The 16,341-nt window shown below is 71.1% G+C and carries 17 protein-coding genes and 1 pseudogene; 8 read left to right on the forward strand and 10 right to left on the reverse strand.

Going from position 1 to position 16,341, the window contains the following annotated elements; all coding sequences use genetic code 11:
• Positions 1-233 (forward strand): annotated as a pseudogene (locus A5713_RS19470) (hypothetical protein); the annotation flags it as partial.
• On the opposite strand, the gene disA reads toward A5713_RS19470, so the two are convergent.
• From disA to A5713_RS19485, 3 genes are read right to left on the reverse strand one after another with little or no spacing between them, the layout of a single operon-like run.
• Positions 230-1,303, reverse strand: coding sequence for a DNA integrity scanning diadenylate cyclase DisA (gene disA, locus A5713_RS19475; protein ID WP_007166542.1), 1,074 nt, complete (start codon positions 1,301-1,303; stop codon positions 230-232). The pseudogene A5713_RS19470 and the gene disA sit on opposite strands and share 4 nt — an antisense overlap.
• A complete protein-coding gene (gene radA, locus A5713_RS19480) occupies positions 1,300-2,730 on the reverse strand; it encodes a DNA repair protein RadA (RefSeq protein ID WP_068098043.1) in 1,431 nt (476 codons plus the stop codon). Before radA ends, disA begins: the two co-directional genes overlap by 4 nt.
• Positions 2,731-2,789: 59 nt before the next feature.
• Positions 2,790-3,356 (reverse strand): hypothetical protein, encoded by a 567-nt coding sequence (locus A5713_RS19485; protein WP_067920749.1) that lies wholly within the window; start codon positions 3,354-3,356, stop codon positions 2,790-2,792.
• Positions 3,357-3,653: 297 nt separating this feature from the next.
• Between A5713_RS19485 and carD the strand changes: the two genes are divergently transcribed.
• Genes carD through A5713_RS19515 form a run of 6 tightly spaced genes read left to right on the forward strand, consistent with a single transcriptional unit; the run spans position 3,654 to position 8,712 of the window.
• The gene (gene carD, locus A5713_RS19490) at positions 3,654-4,142 is read left to right on the forward strand and encodes an RNA polymerase-binding transcription factor CarD (RefSeq protein ID WP_007166539.1); all 489 of its coding nucleotides are present in this window, start codon (positions 3,654-3,656) and stop codon (positions 4,140-4,142) included.
• Positions 4,143-4,158: 16 nt separating this feature from the next.
• Entirely contained in the window at positions 4,159-4,845 is a 687-nt protein-coding gene (gene ispD, locus A5713_RS19495) for a 2-C-methyl-D-erythritol 4-phosphate cytidylyltransferase (protein WP_067920747.1), read from the forward strand.
• Between the two features lie 8 nt (positions 4,846-4,853).
• Positions 4,854-5,324: a 2-C-methyl-D-erythritol 2,4-cyclodiphosphate synthase gene (gene ispF / locus A5713_RS19500; RefSeq protein WP_369804504.1), complete on the forward strand. Its 471-nt coding sequence runs from the start codon at positions 4,854-4,856 to the stop codon at positions 5,322-5,324.
• A 50-nt stretch (positions 5,325-5,374) separates the two neighbouring features.
• On the forward strand, positions 5,375-6,793 hold the full coding sequence (gene cysS / locus A5713_RS19505) for a cysteine--tRNA ligase (RefSeq protein WP_068098044.1): 1,419 nt from the start codon (positions 5,375-5,377) through the stop codon (positions 6,791-6,793).
• Positions 6,794-7,726 (forward strand): 23S rRNA (guanosine(2251)-2'-O)-methyltransferase RlmB, encoded by a 933-nt coding sequence (gene rlmB, locus A5713_RS19510; protein WP_067920741.1) that lies wholly within the window; start codon positions 6,794-6,796, stop codon positions 7,724-7,726.
• Positions 7,723-8,712, forward strand: a complete 990-nt coding sequence (locus tag A5713_RS19515; RefSeq protein WP_067920739.1) for a glycerophosphodiester phosphodiesterase — start codon at positions 7,723-7,725, stop codon at positions 8,710-8,712. The genes rlmB and A5713_RS19515 overlap by 4 nt, the downstream gene beginning before the upstream one ends.
• Here the strand turns inward: A5713_RS19515 and A5713_RS19520 are convergent.
• The 7 genes from A5713_RS19520 to A5713_RS19550 all read right to left on the reverse strand — a co-directional run bounded on the left by A5713_RS19520 (position 8,709) and on the right by A5713_RS19550 (position 15,070).
• Positions 8,709-9,950 (reverse strand): SLC13 family permease, encoded by a 1,242-nt coding sequence (locus A5713_RS19520; protein WP_068098045.1) that lies wholly within the window; start codon positions 9,948-9,950, stop codon positions 8,709-8,711. The two genes, A5713_RS19515 and A5713_RS19520, sit on opposite strands and share 4 nt — an antisense overlap.
• Positions 9,951-9,965: 15 nt before the next feature.
• Positions 9,966-10,883 carry an MBL fold metallo-hydrolase gene (locus tag A5713_RS19525; protein ID WP_068098046.1) on the reverse strand — a complete coding sequence of 306 codons (918 nt, stop codon included), beginning with the start codon at positions 10,881-10,883 and terminating at the stop codon, positions 9,966-9,968.
• Positions 10,883-11,641, reverse strand: a complete 759-nt coding sequence (locus A5713_RS19530; RefSeq protein WP_068098047.1) for a LamB/YcsF family protein — start codon at positions 11,639-11,641, stop codon at positions 10,883-10,885. The genes A5713_RS19525 and A5713_RS19530 overlap by 1 nt, the downstream gene beginning before the upstream one ends.
• Positions 11,642-11,702: 61 nt before the next feature.
• Positions 11,703-12,416, reverse strand: a complete 714-nt coding sequence (locus A5713_RS19535) for a sensor domain-containing protein (RefSeq protein ID WP_068098048.1) — start codon at positions 12,414-12,416, stop codon at positions 11,703-11,705.
• Between the two features lie 37 nt (positions 12,417-12,453).
• A complete protein-coding gene (locus A5713_RS19540; protein WP_067920729.1) occupies positions 12,454-13,314 on the reverse strand; it encodes a metal ABC transporter permease in 861 nt (286 codons plus the stop codon).
• Positions 13,311-14,135: a metal ABC transporter ATP-binding protein gene (locus tag A5713_RS19545; protein ID WP_068098049.1), complete on the reverse strand. Its 825-nt coding sequence runs from the start codon at positions 14,133-14,135 to the stop codon at positions 13,311-13,313. Before A5713_RS19545 ends, A5713_RS19540 begins: the two co-directional genes overlap by 4 nt.
• Complete coding sequence (locus A5713_RS19550) at positions 14,132-15,070, reverse strand: metal ABC transporter solute-binding protein, Zn/Mn family (RefSeq protein WP_068098050.1); 939 nt, start codon at positions 15,068-15,070, stop codon at positions 14,132-14,134. The genes A5713_RS19545 and A5713_RS19550 overlap by 4 nt, the downstream gene beginning before the upstream one ends.
• Before the next feature lie 131 nt (positions 15,071-15,201).
• Between A5713_RS19550 and A5713_RS19555 the strand changes: the two genes are divergently transcribed.
• A complete protein-coding gene (locus tag A5713_RS19555; protein WP_067920723.1) occupies positions 15,202-16,281 on the forward strand; it encodes a LacI family DNA-binding transcriptional regulator in 1,080 nt (359 codons plus the stop codon).
• Positions 16,282-16,341 lie beyond the last annotated feature (60 nt).

Consider the following 16,341-nt stretch of genomic DNA (forward strand, 5'->3'; position numbering starts at 1 on the left):
CTACCGCGGTGACATGGACGGGGATGGGGTCGGCGCCGCACTGCCCGCTGCCGCGGCCGGCGATCGGCCCGGGCACCTACAACCTCGTGGTGCAGCTGGGCAACCTGCGTTCGCAGCCGGTTCCGTTCATCATGAACCAGCCGCCCCCGCCGCCGGGCCCGGTGCCCGGGCCGGGGCAGCCGGCCGCCGCACCGCCGCCCGAGGCGCCGCCCGCCCCGGTTCCCGCGGGCTAACTCAGCGGGTCGGCGATAGTCGACTCCGCGAGCTGCGACAGCCCCTCCCGCACGTGGCGGGCCCACATCGCGCCGATGCCCTCCACCGACTGCAGGTCGCCCGCGCTGGCCGCCAGCAGGCCCTGCAGCGTCCCGAATGACCGGACCAACAGGTCGGAGTGGGCGAACTGCAGCCGCGGAATGCTCGCCAGCGCGCGGTAGCCGCGCGGGCTGACCGCCGAGTCCTGCGCCTCCGCCGTCGTCGGGTAGCCGAAAACCTTTGCCAGGGCGGTGAGTTCGAGCAACTCGGTGTCCGAGAGGGCGTCGAGCTCGTCGAGGGTCGCGGTCATCTGCGCCTTGGACAGCGGCTCGGGGCTGGCGTGATAGTCGCGCACGGTCAGCTCCCGCGCGATGTCGTTGCCACCCAGCAGCTCGTCGAGCTGCAGCCGCAGCTGGCGCCCGTCGGTGCCCAGCTCGACGACGTCGTCGTCGATCACCAGGCCGATGCGCCGGACCAGCTCGAGCCGCTGCACCACGGTCATCACGTCGCGCAGCGTGACGAAGTCCTCGATCTCGGCGAGCGACAGTTGCCTGCTGACCTCATCGAGCCTGGTCTTGTACCGCTCCAGGGTCGCGATCGCCTGGTTGGCCCGCGACAGGATGGTCGCCGAATCGGCCACCACGTGGCGTTCCCCGCCCACGTAGACGGTCACGATGTTCATCGAGTGGCTCACCGAGATCACCGGGTAACCGGTCTGGATCGCCGCCCGTTCCGCCGAGCGGTGCCGCGTCCCCGATTCGTCGGTGGGTATCGACGGGTCCGGCACCAGCTGTACGTTGGCGCGCACGATGCGGCTGCCGTCGGTGGACAGCACGACGGCGCCGTCCATCTTCGCCAGCTCCCGCAGCCTGGTCGGCGCGTAGCGGACGTCCAGCGCGAAGCCGCCGTCACAGATGGCCTCGACGTTCTCGTCGTTGCCGAGGACGATCAGCGCGCCGGTACGGCCACGCAGGATGCGTTCCAGGCCGTCGCGCAGCCCGGTCCCCGGGGCCAGGCGGGCGACGGTCTCACGCAGTGTCGGACGGGTCACAGCGTGTCATTGTGCGGCCCGACCGCGTTATGCGTCCAGCCGCTGCGCGGCTCGGCGATGGCTTTCATGTGTTGCAGCGCCGCGACAATGGTCGGAGCGCGCAGCGCCCGCATGCCGGCAGGCACTATCTCGCGCCGAGGGTCGTCGCCGTCCGGGATGAGCGCGATGCTGAATCCCTGGCGCGCGGCCTCGCCCAGCCGCCGCTCCATGCCGCTGACCCGCCTCAGGTCGCCCGCCAGCCCCACCTCGCCGATCATCACCGCCGTCGTCGGCAACGGCAGTCCGGAGTAGGCCGAGGCCAGCGCGATCGCGACCGCCAGGTCCGACGAGGGATCGGTCAACCGCATGCCCCCGACGGTGGACAGGTAGATGTCGCTGGCGCCGACGGCCAGCCTGCCATGTTTCTCCAGCACGGCGCTGATCATCGCGGCGCGCGAGTGGTCGATGCCGCTGACGGCGCGGCGCGGCGAGCCACCCCCCGGTGTCGCCAGCAGCGCCTGCACCTCCCCGATGAGCGGCCGCTTGCCGTCCAGCGTCACGGTTATCGCGGTCCCGGCGACCGGCGCGGGCCGCTGGTCCAGGAAAAGGTTCGACGGGTCGGACACGTCCTCGATCCCGTTGTCGTGCAGCATGAAACAGCCCACCTCGTCGGCGGCGCCGAACCGGTTCTTGATCCCGCGCACCATCCGCAGCGAACCGTTGCGGTCGCCCTCGAAGTGCAGCACCACGTCGACCAGGTGCTCCAGGGAGCGGGGGCCGGCGATGGCCCCGTCCTTGGTGACGTGGCCGACCAGGATCAGCGCGATTCCGTTGGCCTTCGCGGCCGCGGTCAGCGCCGCGGTGACCGCACGCACCTGCGTGACACCGCCCGCCACGCCGTCGGCCTCCGTCGTGGACATGGTCTGCACCGAGTCCACGATCACCAGCGCGGGCCGCACCGTCGCGATGTGATCCAGCACCGTGTGCACGTCCGATTCGGCGGCCAGATAGACCTCCTCGGCGCCGCAGCCCATCCGGTCCGCCCGAAGCCGGATCTGGCCGGCGGACTCCTCACCCGAGATGTACAGCGCACGCCGGCCCGACAGCGCCCAGCGGTGGGCCACCTTGAGCAGCAGCGTCGACTTGCCCACGCCGGGATCGCCCGCCAGCAGCGTGACCGAACCGGGCACCACCCCGCCGCCGAGCACCCGGTCGAGCTCTGCGACGCCCGTCGAGCGGTGCCGGCTGGCGTTCGGTTCGACCGAGGTGATCGGGACCGCACGCGAGGCCGAAGCCGACGCGATCCCCGTGCGCCGGCCGCCGACCGCGGCCAGCACCGGCACCTCGTCGACGGTGCCCCAGGTGCCGCACTCCAGGCAGCGGCCCACCCACTTGGCGGTGACGTGCTGGCATTCGGAACAGCGGTATTGGGAGCGCGGATTAGCCACGCCATGACGGTATCGAGGCGGTACGACAAAACCCCGCTATGACAGGCGGTTACGCCCGCCTAGCTTTGCTGCGGCGGGGCCAGCCCGGCCGAAACCGGAACCAGCACGGTGGCCTGACCGGCCTTCTCGAAAGTGAAGGTGAAGTTGTACAGCAGGCCGTTGCTGATCGGCTTGGCGAGCATCACGGTCGCCTTGGCCGAGTTGTTCGAGCCCATGGGCCCCGGCGGCACCTTCTGGCCCTCCGGCGTACCGATCAGCAGCATCCCGCCGGCGGGCAGCCGGCCGTCTCCGCTCACGGCCACCGCCCCGACGTCGCTGGTGATGCTGACCAGCCTGTCCGGCGTGTCGGGCGACTGGTTGATCGCCACCAGCAACAGGTCCACCGCCCGCCCCGGCTGGATGGAGTCGCCGGTCTGCGAGGCCTGCATGCGGATGTCGCGCAGCGCCACGTTTTTGATCGTGACCTTGTTGCCGTTGATCGCGGGTTCCTGGACGGCCATCTGCGAGACCTGGCCGGCCCCGCAACCGCTGAGCAGGACGGCGACCACCGCGACGAGGCCGACGAGCGCGGCCCGGAGGGTCGGCGCGGGCAGGCGGAGGGGGAGGCTCATCTCGAAGCGGTTCACTCAATGCCTCCTGCTGGGCCGGTTCGACTGATGCAACTATGCACAGTAGTAGGAAGGTTTCGCGGGCGGTAGCGCGGGGCGCGAGACCAGCCCTGGAGCCGTTCCGTGTGCTCGCGTGGGCCCGCGTGGGGGCCGGTCTCGGGGCCGGGTGAGCGCATTGGTAATGTGCGTCACTGCACGTTCTGCTCCCCGTGTCAACCCCTAATCTGCGCGTGTTGTGCCCCTGACCTGCATCGTTGCTCCTCGCGCGATTGGGCGGCCGTGTTAGACTGAAGTAACGAAAGGGGCTCGAATCAGATGATCTTCAAGGTCGGCGACACCGTTGTTTACCCACATCACGGTGCTGCGTTAGTCGAGGCGATTGAAACCCGCACCATCAAAGGGGAACAAAAGGAATATCTCGTCTTGAAGGTGGCGCAGGGAGACCTGACCGTTCGAGTTCCCGCGGACAACGCCGAGTACGTCGGCGTCCGCGACGTCGTCGGCCAGGAAGGCCTCGACAAGGTGTTCCAGGTGTTGCGGGCTCCGCACACCGAAGAGCCGACCAACTGGTCGCGCCGCTACAAGGCCAACCTGGAAAAGCTGGCCTCCGGCGATGTGAACAAGGTGGCCGAGGTGGTGCGCGACCTGTGGCGTCGCGACCAGGAACGCGGTCTGTCCGCCGGCGAGAAGCGCATGCTGGCCAAGGCGCGTCAGATCCTGGTCGGTGAATTGGCCCTCGCCGAAAGCACGGACGACGCCAAGGCGGAAACCATTCTCGACGAGGTTCTGGCCGCCGCTTCCTGAAGGCCCTGACGCTTCGGTGGTCACGGGGACGGTCTCCTCGGGCGCGGTCGTCGCGGTCGTCCCGGCCGCAGGTTCGGGTGAGCGATTGGGCGCCGGCATCCCGAAGGCATTCTGTGAGGTCGACGGGCGCTCCCTGCTGGACCGGGCCGTCGGCGGTTTGCTCGAATCCGGAGTCGTCGACCACGTCGTGGTGGCGGTGCCGGAGGCGCGGGTCGATGAGGCCAAGCGGGCACTGGGCGAGCGGGCGACCGTCGTCGCCGGGGGAGCCGACCGAACCACGTCGGTGAGCCTTGCGCTGGCGGCCCTCGCCGGTGCACCCGACTTCGTCCTGGTGCACGACGCCGCCCGCGCCCTGACACCCCCCGAGCTGATCGTGCGCGTGGTGGACGCACTGCGGGCCGGGCACGCCGCCGTCGTGCCGGCGCTGCCGCTGCATGACACCATCAAGGCCGTGGACGCCAACGGGGTGGTCCTGGGCACGCCCGAGCGGGCCGGCCTGCGCGCCGTGCAGACGCCGCAAGGCTTCGCGCGTGACCTGCTGTTGCGGGCCTACCAGCGGGCCGGCACCGCCGATTTCACCGACGACGCGTCGCTGGTCGAGCACGTCGGCGGCCAGGTCCAGGTGGTCGAGGGCGACCCACTGGCGTTCAAGATCACCACCCAGCTCGACCTGTTACTGGCCGAAGCGGTCGTACGCCGGTGAGCGAGCTCCTGCCCCGGGTCGGGCTGGGCGTCGACGTTCACCCGGTCGAACCGGGGCGGCCGTGCTGGCTGGTCGGCCTGCTGTTCCCCGGCGCCGACGGGTGCGCCGGTCACTCCGACGGCGACGTGGGGGCGCACGCGCTGTGCGACGCCCTGTTGTCGGCCGCGGGGCTGGGCGACATCGGCGCGGTGTTCGGGGTCGACGCCCCGCGCTGGAAGGGCGTCAGCGGCGCCGACATGCTGCGCCACGTCGTCGGCCTGGTGGCGGGTGACGGCTTTCGGGTCGGGAACGCCGCGGTGCAGTTGGTCGGCAACGAGCCGAGGGTCGGCCCGCGCCGGGCCGAGGCGCAACGCGTGCTCTCGGAGTTGCTGGGCGCTCCGGTGTCCGTGTCGGCGACGACGACCGACGGGCTGGGGCTGACCGGTCGCGGCGAGGGCCGCGCCGCCATCGCCACCGCATTGGTGATCCCCGTCGGCTAAGGCCCGCGCAGCGCCGGGCAACTCGGAACCACCCGGTAAGCTGGCACGTCGTGACCGATCGCGCCCGCTTGCGGCTACACGACACCGCAGCCGGTACCGTGCGTGATTTCGTCCCGCTGCGCGAGGGCCACGTCTCCATCTACCTGTGCGGCGCCACGGTTCAGGGCCTGCCGCACATCGGCCATGTCCGCAGCGGCGTGGCCTTCGACATTCTGCGCCGCTGGCTGATGGCCCGCGGCTGCGACGTCGCGTTCATCCGCAACGTCACCGACATCGACGACAAGATCCTCAACAAGGCCGCCGCGGCGGACCGGCCGTGGTGGGAGTGGGCGGCCACCTACGAGCGCGCGTTCAGCGCCGCCTACGACGCCCTGGACGTCCTGCCGCCGTCGGCGGAGCCCCGCGCCACCGGGCACATCACCCAGATGGTCGAATTGATGGACCGCCTGATCGAAACCGGCCACGCCTACCCCGCGGGGGGCGACGTCTACTTCGACGTGCTCAGCTATCCGGAGTACGGCCAGCTGTCCGGGCACAAGATCGACGACGTCCACCAGGGCGAGGGCGTGGCCACCTGCAAGCGTGATCAGCGAGACTTCACGCTGTGGAAGGCCGCCAAGCCCGGCGAGCCGTCGTGGCCGACACCCTGGGGGCGCGGGCGGCCCGGCTGGCACCTGGAGTGCTCGGCGATGGCGCGGACCTATCTGGGGCCGGAGTTCGACATCCATTGCGGTGGGATGGACCTCGTCTTCCCGCACCACGAGAACGAGATCGCGCAGAGCCGTGCCGCCGGTGACGGATTCGCCCGGTACTGGCTGCACAACGGCTGGGTCACCATGGGCGGCGAGAAGATGAGCAAGTCGCTGGGCAACGTCCTGGCCATACCGGCGTTGTTGCAGCGGGTACGGCCGGCGGAGCTGCGCTACTACCTGGGCAGCGCCCACTACCGTTCGATGCTGGAATTCTCCGACACCGCCCTGCAGGATGCGGTGAAAGCCTATGTGGGCGTTGAGGAATTCCTGCACCGGGTCCGCGTCCGGGTCGGCGCCGTCACGCCCGGCGATCCGACCCCGCGGTTCGCCGAGGCGCTCGACGACGACTTGGCGGTCCCGGCCGCGCTGGCCGAGGTGCACCTCGCCCGGGCCGAGGGCAACCGGGCCCTCGACACCGGTGATCATGAGGGCGCGCTGCAGCATGCCCGCGCGATCCGCGCCATGATGGGCATCCTGGGCTGCGACCCGCTCGACGAACGGTGGGAAACCCGCGACGAGACGTCGGCCGCGCTGGCGGCCGTCGAGGTGCTCGTGCGGGCCGAGCTGCAGAACCGGGAAAAGGCTCGCGAGCAACGCAATTGGGCGCTCGCTGACGAGATCAGGGACCGGCTGAAGCTCGCCGGCATCGAGGTCACCGACACCGCCGACGGGCCGCAGTGGTCACTGCAGGCCCCCGAAGAGAAGCGCGGTAAGTAGATGGCCGGCAACTCGAAGCGCCGCGGGGCAGTACGCAAGGCGGGCACCAAGAAGGGGGCGACCGTGGGTTCGGGCGGCCAGCGCCGCCGCGCGCTGGAAGGGCGCGGTCCCACGCCGCCGGCGCACCTGCGTCCCAGCCATCCCGCCGCCAAGCGCGCCCAGTCGCAGCCGCGCCGGCCCGCCAAGCGGACCACCGACGAGACGGAGACCGTGCTCGGCCGCAACCCCGTGCTGGAATGCCTGCGTGCCGGTGTCCCCGCGACCGCGTTGTACGTGGCCCTGGGCATCGAGGCCGACGAGCGGGTCACCGAATGCGTTGCCCGCGCGGCTGATTCGGGCATCTCCATCCTCGAAGTGCCGCGTGCCGACCTGGACCGGATGACCGCCAACCACCTGCATCAGGGCATCGCGTTGCAGGTGCCGCCGTACAACTACGCCCATCCCGACGATCTGCTGGCGACGGCGATGAGCTCGCCGCCCGCGCTGTTGGTGGCGTTGGACAACATCTCCGATCCCCGCAACCTGGGTGCGATCGTGCGTTCGGTAGCGGCGTTCGGCGGCCACGGTGTGCTGATCCCGCAGCGACGGTCGGCGTCGGTGACGGCGGTGGCCTGGCGCACCAGCGCCGGCGCCGCGGCCCGCATCCCGGTCGCGAGGGCCACCAATCTCACCCGGACCTTGAAGGATTGGGCCGACCGCGGGATCCGGGTGATCGGCCTGGACGCCGACGGCGACACGGTGGTCGACGACGTGGACGGCGCCGACCCGCTGGTGGTGGTCGTCGGGTCCGAAGGCAAGGGGCTGTCGCGTCTGGTGCGGCAGAACTGCGACGAGGTGGTGTCCATCCCGATGGCCGGGCACGCCGAATCGCTGAACGCCTCGGTGGCCGCCGGGGTGGTGCTCGCCGAGATCGCCCGCCAACGCAGGGTTTGACTCCGGTGCGCCGCCGGCTCGCGCGCCTGGGCGCCGTGCTGCTGACGCTGGCGCTGATCGTGCCGCAGCCGGCGGCGCCGGCGCAACCACCCGGCTTCGACCTGCAGGCGCATCGCGGCGGACGCGGGGAGACCACCGAGGAGTCGTTGCGGGCGTTCGCGAAATCAATCGAATTGGGTGTCAGCACACTGGAACTCGACATCAACATCACCAGAGACGGGCAACCGCTGGTCTGGCACGATCCGACGATCGACGCCGATAAATGCTCGGACACGGGACCCGCGTTCGCCGGTGACCCGCAGTATCCCTACGTCGGCAAGCTCGTGCACGAGCTCACCCTGGCACAGGTCCGCACGCTCGACTGCGGGCGGCGGCTGGCGGAGTTCCCCGATGCCGAGGTGGTGCGGGGCAACAAGATAGCCATCCTGTCGGAGGTGTTCGCCCTCGCCGATTCCTACCGCGCCGCCGTGCGCTACAACATCGAGACGAAAGTGGCGGCCGACCACCCCGGCACGTCGGCAGATCCTCAGCAGTTCGTCGACGTGATACTGGCGGCGGTCAGGTCGGCCGGCAAGGTCGGCCGGGTGGAGATACAGAGCTTCGACTGGCGCACCCTGCCGTTGGTTCACCGGGACGAGCCGTCAATTCCGTTGGTGGCGTTGTACAACCAGGAAACCTGGGCGCCGGATTCGCCATGGCTGGCCGGGGAGAACGCCACGGCCATCGGCGACCCGATGATCGGGGCGAAGCTGGTGGGCGCCGACATCGTCTCGCCCGACTACCGGCTCGTCACCGGCAAACCCGACGTTGACCGCGCGCATGCGCTGGGGCTGCAGGTGATCCCGTGGACCGTCAACGACGCGGCCGGCATGCACGAACAGATCGCCGACGGGGTCGACGGACTGATCACCGACTTCCCGACGCTGCTGCGCGGCGTGCTGGCCGAACTCGGGATGCCGCTGCCGCCGGCCTACCACCACGGTTAGCCGCCGAGCAGGCGCGGCGACGCCCACAGCGCGACCACCGCGACCACCAGGGACACGGGCACCGTGCACAGCCCGAGCCGGGTGTATTCCCCGACGCCGGCATCGACGTCGTGCTGGCGAAGCACGCGCCGCCACAACAGGTTCGACAGCGAACCGACGTAGGTCAGGTTCGGTCCGATGTTCACCCCGAGCAGGACGGCCAGGATGGCGACCGGCCCGCTCGGGGCGACCAGCGGCAGCAGCACCAGGGTGGCGGGCAGGTTGTTCACGACGTTGGCCAGCGCGGCGGCCACCGCAGCGATGGCCAGCAGCGCGGGCAGCGTCGAACCGGACGGCAGCACCGCCGACATCGCCCTGTCCATGCCGTTGACCATGACCGCCCGCACCACGACACCGAGCGCCAGCACGAACACCAGGAACGACACGTGCGCCGAGCGCGCGATGTCCACCACCGAGGTGTGCCCGCGGTTCAGGCTGCGCACGGCCAGCGCGGCGGCGCCGGCGAGCGCCACCCAGGCCGGGGCCACCCCGACGGACTGGGCCACCGCGAACCCGGCCAGTGTCAGCCCGACGACCACCAACACGAACACCGGCGGCCGTTGCGCCTGCCCGTCGTCCTCGGGTTCGGGCTGCACACGCAGGTCGCCCGCGAAGAACCAGCGGAATATCGCGTACAGCGTGACCACCGCGCCCAGCCACGGCAAGGCCATCAACAGGGTGAACCGCGTGAACGACAGGCCGGCGGTGTGGAACGCCAGCAAGTTCGTCAGGTTCGACACCGGCAGCAGCAGGGAGGCGCCGTTGGCCAGGTGCGCGGTGGCATAGGCGTACGGGCGCACCGGTGTCTTCAGCCGGCGGACGGCGGCCAGCACCACCGGCGTCAGCAAGACCACCGCGGTGTCCAGGCTCAGCACGGCGGTGATCAGGGAGGCGATGACGAACACCCGCAGCAGCAGGCCGCCCGACCCGACGCGGCCGCGCGCGATCGCGGCCCCCGCGGCCTCGAACAGGCCCTCGTCGTCGCACAGCTTGGCCAGCACCAGCACCGCGCCCAAAAACCCGACCACCCCCGACAAGCCGGCCACCTCGTCGACCGCCTGGCGCACCGATATGGCGCCGACCGCGACCAGGACGAGCGCCGCGGGAACGGCCGCCACCGCTTCCGGCAGGCCCTTCGGACGCACCACCGCGAACGCCAGGACGGCAGCGAGCAGCGCCAGCGCAAGTGTCAGGGTCAATGTCTTAAGGCCGCTTCACGCCCAGGGGTCCTCGCGCCGCCACACCGTCGGCAGGTGCAGCGCGACACCGTCCTGGGTGGCCAGTTCGTCGAGGATGCGGATGGACACATCCAGGTCGTCGCCCGCATAGGGCAACGCCCGCAGCGGTTTCGACAGGGGCCGGAAGAAGTCGTCCCAGTGAATGAGGATCACCCGGCGCGCCCCCACCGCGCGCACGGTCTCGGTCCAGTAGTCGATCAGGTAGGAGCGCGGCCGCAGCCCCAGCTGACCGACGGACAGGTAGACCGCGTCGGCGCGGTGGCCGGCCAGCGCGCCTTCGACGAAACCGGCGCTGCCCTGGATCAGCAGGCGCCGGCCCGACGGCCGATGGTGCACCAGCGCCGACCAGGCCTCACCGCAGCGGTAGGCGGCGGCCTTGACCGGCGGGGTCAGCGGCGCGTCGATCGTGCCGGGGAACCGGTCTGGTGGGCAGTGATGGGACTCCACCAGCGTCACGTCATAGGCGCCCAACGGGATCGCCTCGCCGCTGTCGGCGACGACGAGTCGGTCCTCGGACAGCCCGTGTCCGCGCCCGACGTTGGCCGCCGAGCGGCCGCCGACCAGTCGCGCGCCGGTGCGCTCGGCCACCAGCGCCGAATCCAGCGCGTGGTCGATGTGGGTGTGCACCGGGATCACGGCCTCCAGCCCGGACACCTTGGCCCGCGCCAGGCAGCCGTCCACGCGGGCCGGCGACGGCGCCACCTTGCCGGCCGCCACGCGCGCCAGGCCGGGCCGGGAGAAGTAGCCGTCGGTCAGCAGCGCCGACGAACCGTCGTCGATGAGCAGCGTCGCCACGCCCATCCACATCACCGACAGGGACCCCGGTTCGGCGGCGGGCGCGTCGAACCGATCCGTATACCGCCCGATGTCGGGCCGGCCGAGTCTGAGCCGCATCAGCCGAACGCCCCGATCTCGACACCGGCGGCCGTAAGCCCATCGCGCACGGCGGTGGCGATCTGCACCGCACCGGGCGAATCACCATGCACGCAAACCGATTCCACGTCGACCGCGATGGGCGTGCCGTCGGCGGCGGTGACCCGGCCCGAGGTCACCATGCCCACCACGCGCTCGGCGATCGCCGCCGGGTCGTGCAGGACCGCGCCGGGTTCGCGGCGGGACACCAACTGGCCGTCCGCCCGGTAGGCGCGATCGGCGAAGGCCTCGGCCACCGTGCGCAGGCCGCGGCGCGCGGCCTCCCCGAAAAACGCCGAGCCCGCCAGGCCCAGCACCGGCAGCGCCGGGTCCACCATCCGCACCGCGTCGGCGACCGCGGCCGCCTGTTCGCGGTGGGTCACGATCGTGTTGTACAGCGCGCCATGTGGTTTGACATAGGACACCGCGGAACCCGACGCGCGCGCGATCGCCTGCAGCGCGCCGATCTGATACACCACGTCGGCGGCGAGGTCGTCGGCGTCGACGTCGATGAAGCGCCTGCCGAACCCGGCCAGGTCGCGATAGCTCACCTGCGCCCCGATCCGTACACCGCGCTCGGCGGCCGACCGGCAGACCCGCAGCAGGCCGGCGGGATCCCCGGCATGGAATCCGCACGCCACGTTGGCGCTGGTGACGATCCGCAGCATGGCGTCGTCATCGCCGAGGCGCCAGACGCCGAAGCCCTCGCCCAGGTCGGCGTTGAGGTCGATGCGGGCCACCCGCCCAGCTTATGGGGCGGCGCCGGCGCCATTCTTCAGAGGCGGTCGTCTTCCCCGGCCGCTACCGGTAGACGACCGCGGCCGCGATCTGTTGGGCGAGGTCGACCGCGGACGAACCGGGCAGGAAGGAGCCGCACGCGGCCACGTCGATGACGACGTTGTTGCGCACGGTCAGCGCGCGCTGGCACCGCCAGCCGTCCGGACTGCCTTCCTGCTCTTCGGACGTGCTGAGCGTCCCGCCGACCTGGTGGGAATCGGCCACCGCCCAGGCGATCTCGGGCTGGCCGGGGGGATGGTCGACGAACCGGCGATTGGCGCAGGTGGCCCATCTCCGGACCGAGGCCCCGTAGAACGCGTTGGCCTGGCGGGCCGCGGGGTAGGCGATCACGGCCTGGTTGACGGAGTCGTTGCGCACCTTGGGGTCGTCGAAGCTGTCGTCCAGTCGCTCGCCACGCACCGCGGTCCAGCCGGTGTCGGCATAGACGGCCCGCTGGGCGGGCCCGGCCACCGCCAAGCAGCTCTGGTCGCTGAACGTCTGGCTGGAGTCCCACATCTCCTGCGTGCGATACCGGATCCGCATTCCCGCACCCAGGATGTCGTTGATCTTCCTGTCGTCGAGCAGCAGCCCGTCCAGGGCGGTGACGGCCACCGGGGCCTGCGTCAGCGGACCGCGGGTGTCCGCGGGCGCGGCGCTACCGCCCACGACGGTGGTGCAGCCGGCCGTGAGGGCACACACCGCCGCCTGCAGGAGGATCGGGAACTGCCTACGCACCAGAGCCTTTCGGACGCGGGGCCCGTCTGTGCCGACAAGCTTAGGCGGCGACCTCCCGCCGGCGCCCGAGCAGCCAGCAGACCAGATAGATCAGGAACGAAATTCCCGCGACGAACACCGACACCGGAACGCCGGGCGCCAGCGACAGCACGATGCCGCCGACGGCGGAAACCTCGGCGAAGACGACCGAGGCCACCATCGCCGCCGCCGGGGAGGCCACCACGCGGGCGGCGGCGGCCGCCGGGGTGATCAGCAGCGACATCACCAGCAGCGCGCCGACGATCTGCACGGCCTGAGCTGCCACCACACCGACCAGCGCGGCGAACACGATGCCCAGCGCGCGCACGGGCACGCCGCGGGCCGCGGCGACGTCGGGGTCGACGGTGGCGAACAACAGCGGGCGGTAGCAGGTGCCCAGCACCGCGATGACGAGCAGGCACACCAGCGCCAGCATGGTCAGGCCGGTGTAGCCGACGCCGACGATCTGCCCCGTGAGCAACGCGAAACTGGTCGCGGTCCGGCCCGGGTAGAGGTAGATGAACAGCACCGCCAGGCCGAGCCCGAAGGCGAGCACCACGCCGATCACCGAGTCGCGTTCGCGCGCCCGCCGCCCCAGGACGCCGAACAGCGCGGCCGCCAGGGCGCTGCCGACCAGTGCTCCCAGGCCCACCGAGACGCCGACCAGCAGCGCGAAAGCCGCTCCGGTCAAGGACAATTCGCTGGAGCCGTGCACGGCGAACGACATCTGACGCATCACGATGAAAGGGCCGATCAGCCCGGCCACCAGTCCCAGCAGCGCGGCTGCGAGCAGCGCCTGGCGGACGAAGTCGTGGCCGAGCAGGTGCGCGGTGACGTCGAAGTCGAGCAGGTGCGCCAGGACGTCGGTGAGCCGGTGGTTCACGGGTGGGCACCGTCGTTGGTGTCGCCCACCACCACGTAGCGGTCCTTGACCTTCACCACCTCGATGTCGGCCCGGTACAGCAGGGAGAGCGTCTCCGTGGTCATCACCTCGTCGACGGTGCCGATGCGGAATCGGCCGTCGACCAGATAAACCAGCCGGTCCACGTACGGCAGGATGGCGTTGACGTCGTGGGTGACGACGATGACGGTGGTCGCCGCCTCCCGGCGGCGGCGGTCGATCAGCGCGGTCACCAGCTTGGCGTTCGCCGGGTCCAGGGCCAGCAGCGGCTCGTCGCACAGCAGCAGCATCGGATCGCTCACCAGCGCCTGAGCGACGCGGATCCGCTGCAGCTCGCCGCCCGACATCACGCCGACGCGGGCGTCCGCCAGGTGCTCGGCGTTGACCTGTCGCAGCGCGTCGGCCACCGCCGCGCGGCGCCGTGCCCGGTCGGCGGCTCTGGGTGGCAGGCCGCCCCAGCGGTGCCCGTCGAAGCCCAGCCGAACCAGGTCGCGCCCCCGCAGCATGATGTCGTGGTCCATCGGCCGGTGTTGAGGCACGTAGCCGACGCGTCCGCTACCCGCGTTCATGGGCTTTCCGTCGACCAGCGCGACACCGGCGGACAGCGACAGCTGGCCCAACAACACCTTGAGCAGGGACGTCTTGCCGCTGCCGTTGGGGCCGAGGACCGCGATGAATTCGCCGCGCGACACCGACAGGTCGAGGTGGTCCCACAGCACGCGGTCGCCGAACGCCAGCCGGGCCCCGCGCAGCGAGACGGTAGCCGGGTGGCGGTCGACGGCCGGGGCCGCGTCGAGGCTCACGGCTGTACGGACCGGCCGGACTGCAGCGCGGTCAGCAGCTGGTTGACCGTGTTGCGTTGCCAGGTCAGGTAATCGGTTCCGGCGGGCAGGGTTTCGCTCACCTCGGTCACCGGCACGCCCGAGCGGCGCGCGGCGTCCCGCAGGCCGTTGATCGCCGCGGTGGACGTCTGCGGATTGATCAGCAACGCCGCCACCTGGCGGTGGTTGATCAGGTCGAGGACGAACGCCATGTCGGCCGGCGAGGGATCCGTCTCGTTCTCGTTGGCGGCGGTGAAGGCGGGCGGTGTGCGGTTGACCAGACCGGACGCCGCCAGCAGGTAGTGGCCGACAGGTTCGGTCGCGATCACCGCGGTGCCGGGGTACGCGCTGGCGATGGCGTGTTCGGAGATCGCGATCGCGTCGGCGCCGCGGCAGAACTCGGCGGCGTTGGCGCGGTAGTCGGCGGCGTGGGCCGGGTCGATGGCGGCCACGCGGTCGGCGATGGCGAAGGCGACGGACTTGGCGACGTCAAGGTTGTAGAAGACGTGCTCGTTGGCCGGCTGCCCGCCCGCGGTGGCTTGCTTGAGGAACGAGTAGGCGCCGATCGACTGCACGCCGGGATGCCCCGCCAGCACCTGCTCCACCCAGGGGTCGTAACCGCCGCCGTTGTACACGACCAGTGCGGCGTCGGTGATGGCGGCGGCGTCCGAGGGGCTGGCCGCATAGGAGTGCGGGTCGGTGTCGCTCCCGGTCAGGATGGCGTTGACCGGCACGTGACGCCCGGTGACGGCGAGCGCCACGCTGCCCCATACCCCGGTGGAGGCGACGACGGTGGCCGCCCGCGGGTGCGTGGGGCCGCCGCAGCCGGTGAGCGCGAAGGCGGCCAGCAGGACCAGCGCGGCGGGCGGCCATCGCAGCGCACCGCCGAGCGCGCGTCGTCCCCGCTTGAGCGCCATGCGCACGTCCGAATTCCTCTCGCTGGGCCGACCGGCCGACTCATAATACTAATGAAAATCGTTTCCATTACAAAACGGTCGAGCGGTCGCCGCGTAGGCGCGACGGGCGATGCGCTGTAGCGTCACCGAACGTGAGTCCCACACCACGCCGGCGTGCGACTCTGGCATCGCTGGCCGACGAACTGAAGGTTTCGCGCACGACGATCTCGAACGCCTTCAACCGGCCGGATCAGCTGTCCGCCGACCTACGCGAGCGCGTGCTGGCGACGGCCAAGCGGCTCGGTTACCCGGGTCCCGACCCGGTGGCGCGATCCCTGCGCACCCGCAAGGCGGGCGCGGTCGGGCTGGTGATGGCCGAACCGCTGACCTACTTCTTCAGCGACCCGGCGGCGCGGGATTTCGTCGCCGGGGTCGCCCAGTCCTGCGAGGAGCTCGGGCAGGGGCTGCTGCTGGTGGCCGTCGGGCCCGGCCGCAGCATCCAGGACGGGATGAGCGCGGTGCTGGGCGCCGGTGTGGACGGCTTCGTGGTGTATTCGGTCTGCGAAGAGGACCCCTACCTGCAGGTGGTCCTGCAGCGCCGGTTGCCGGTCGTCGTCGTCGACCAGCCGAAGGGGCTCGCCGGTGTGTCCCGGGTGGGCATCGACGACCGGGCGGCGATGCGAGAGCTGGCGGACTACGTGCTCGGGCTGGGGCACCGCGAGATCGGTCTGCTGACCATGCGGCTGGGCCGGGACCGCAGGCAAGGCCTGGTGGACGCCGACCGGTTGCGGTCGCCGGCCTTCGACGTGCAGCGCGAACGGATCATCGGGGTCTGGGAGGCGATGACGGCGGCCGGCGCCGACCCCGACGCGCTGACCGTGGTGGAGAGCTACGAGCACCTGCCGGACTCGGGTGGGGCCGCCGCCAAGGCGGCGCTGGAGGCCAACCCGCGGATCACCGCGCTGATGTGCACGGCCGACATATTGGCCCTGTCCGCCATGGATTACCTTCGCGCACATGGCATTTACGTTCCCGGGCAGATGACCGTCACCGGTTTCGACGGCGTGCCCGACGCGGTCGGCCGGGGGCTCACCACGGTGTCGCAACCGAGCCTGCAGAAGGGCCGCCGGGCGGGTGAGCTGTTGTTGAGTCCGCCGCGGTCGGGCCTGCCGGTCGTCGAGGTCTTGGGCACCGAGCTGATCCGCGGACGCACCGCCGGTCCGCCCGCCTAGCGCGCCGCTAACTCCGCTACGCCGCGCTTGCGATCGCCGCTGCTGATGGCGGCGACCCGC

The organism is Mycobacterium sp. E2497 (assembly GCF_001668695.1).
Lineage (GTDB): Bacteria > Actinomycetota > Actinomycetes > Mycobacteriales > Mycobacteriaceae > Mycobacterium.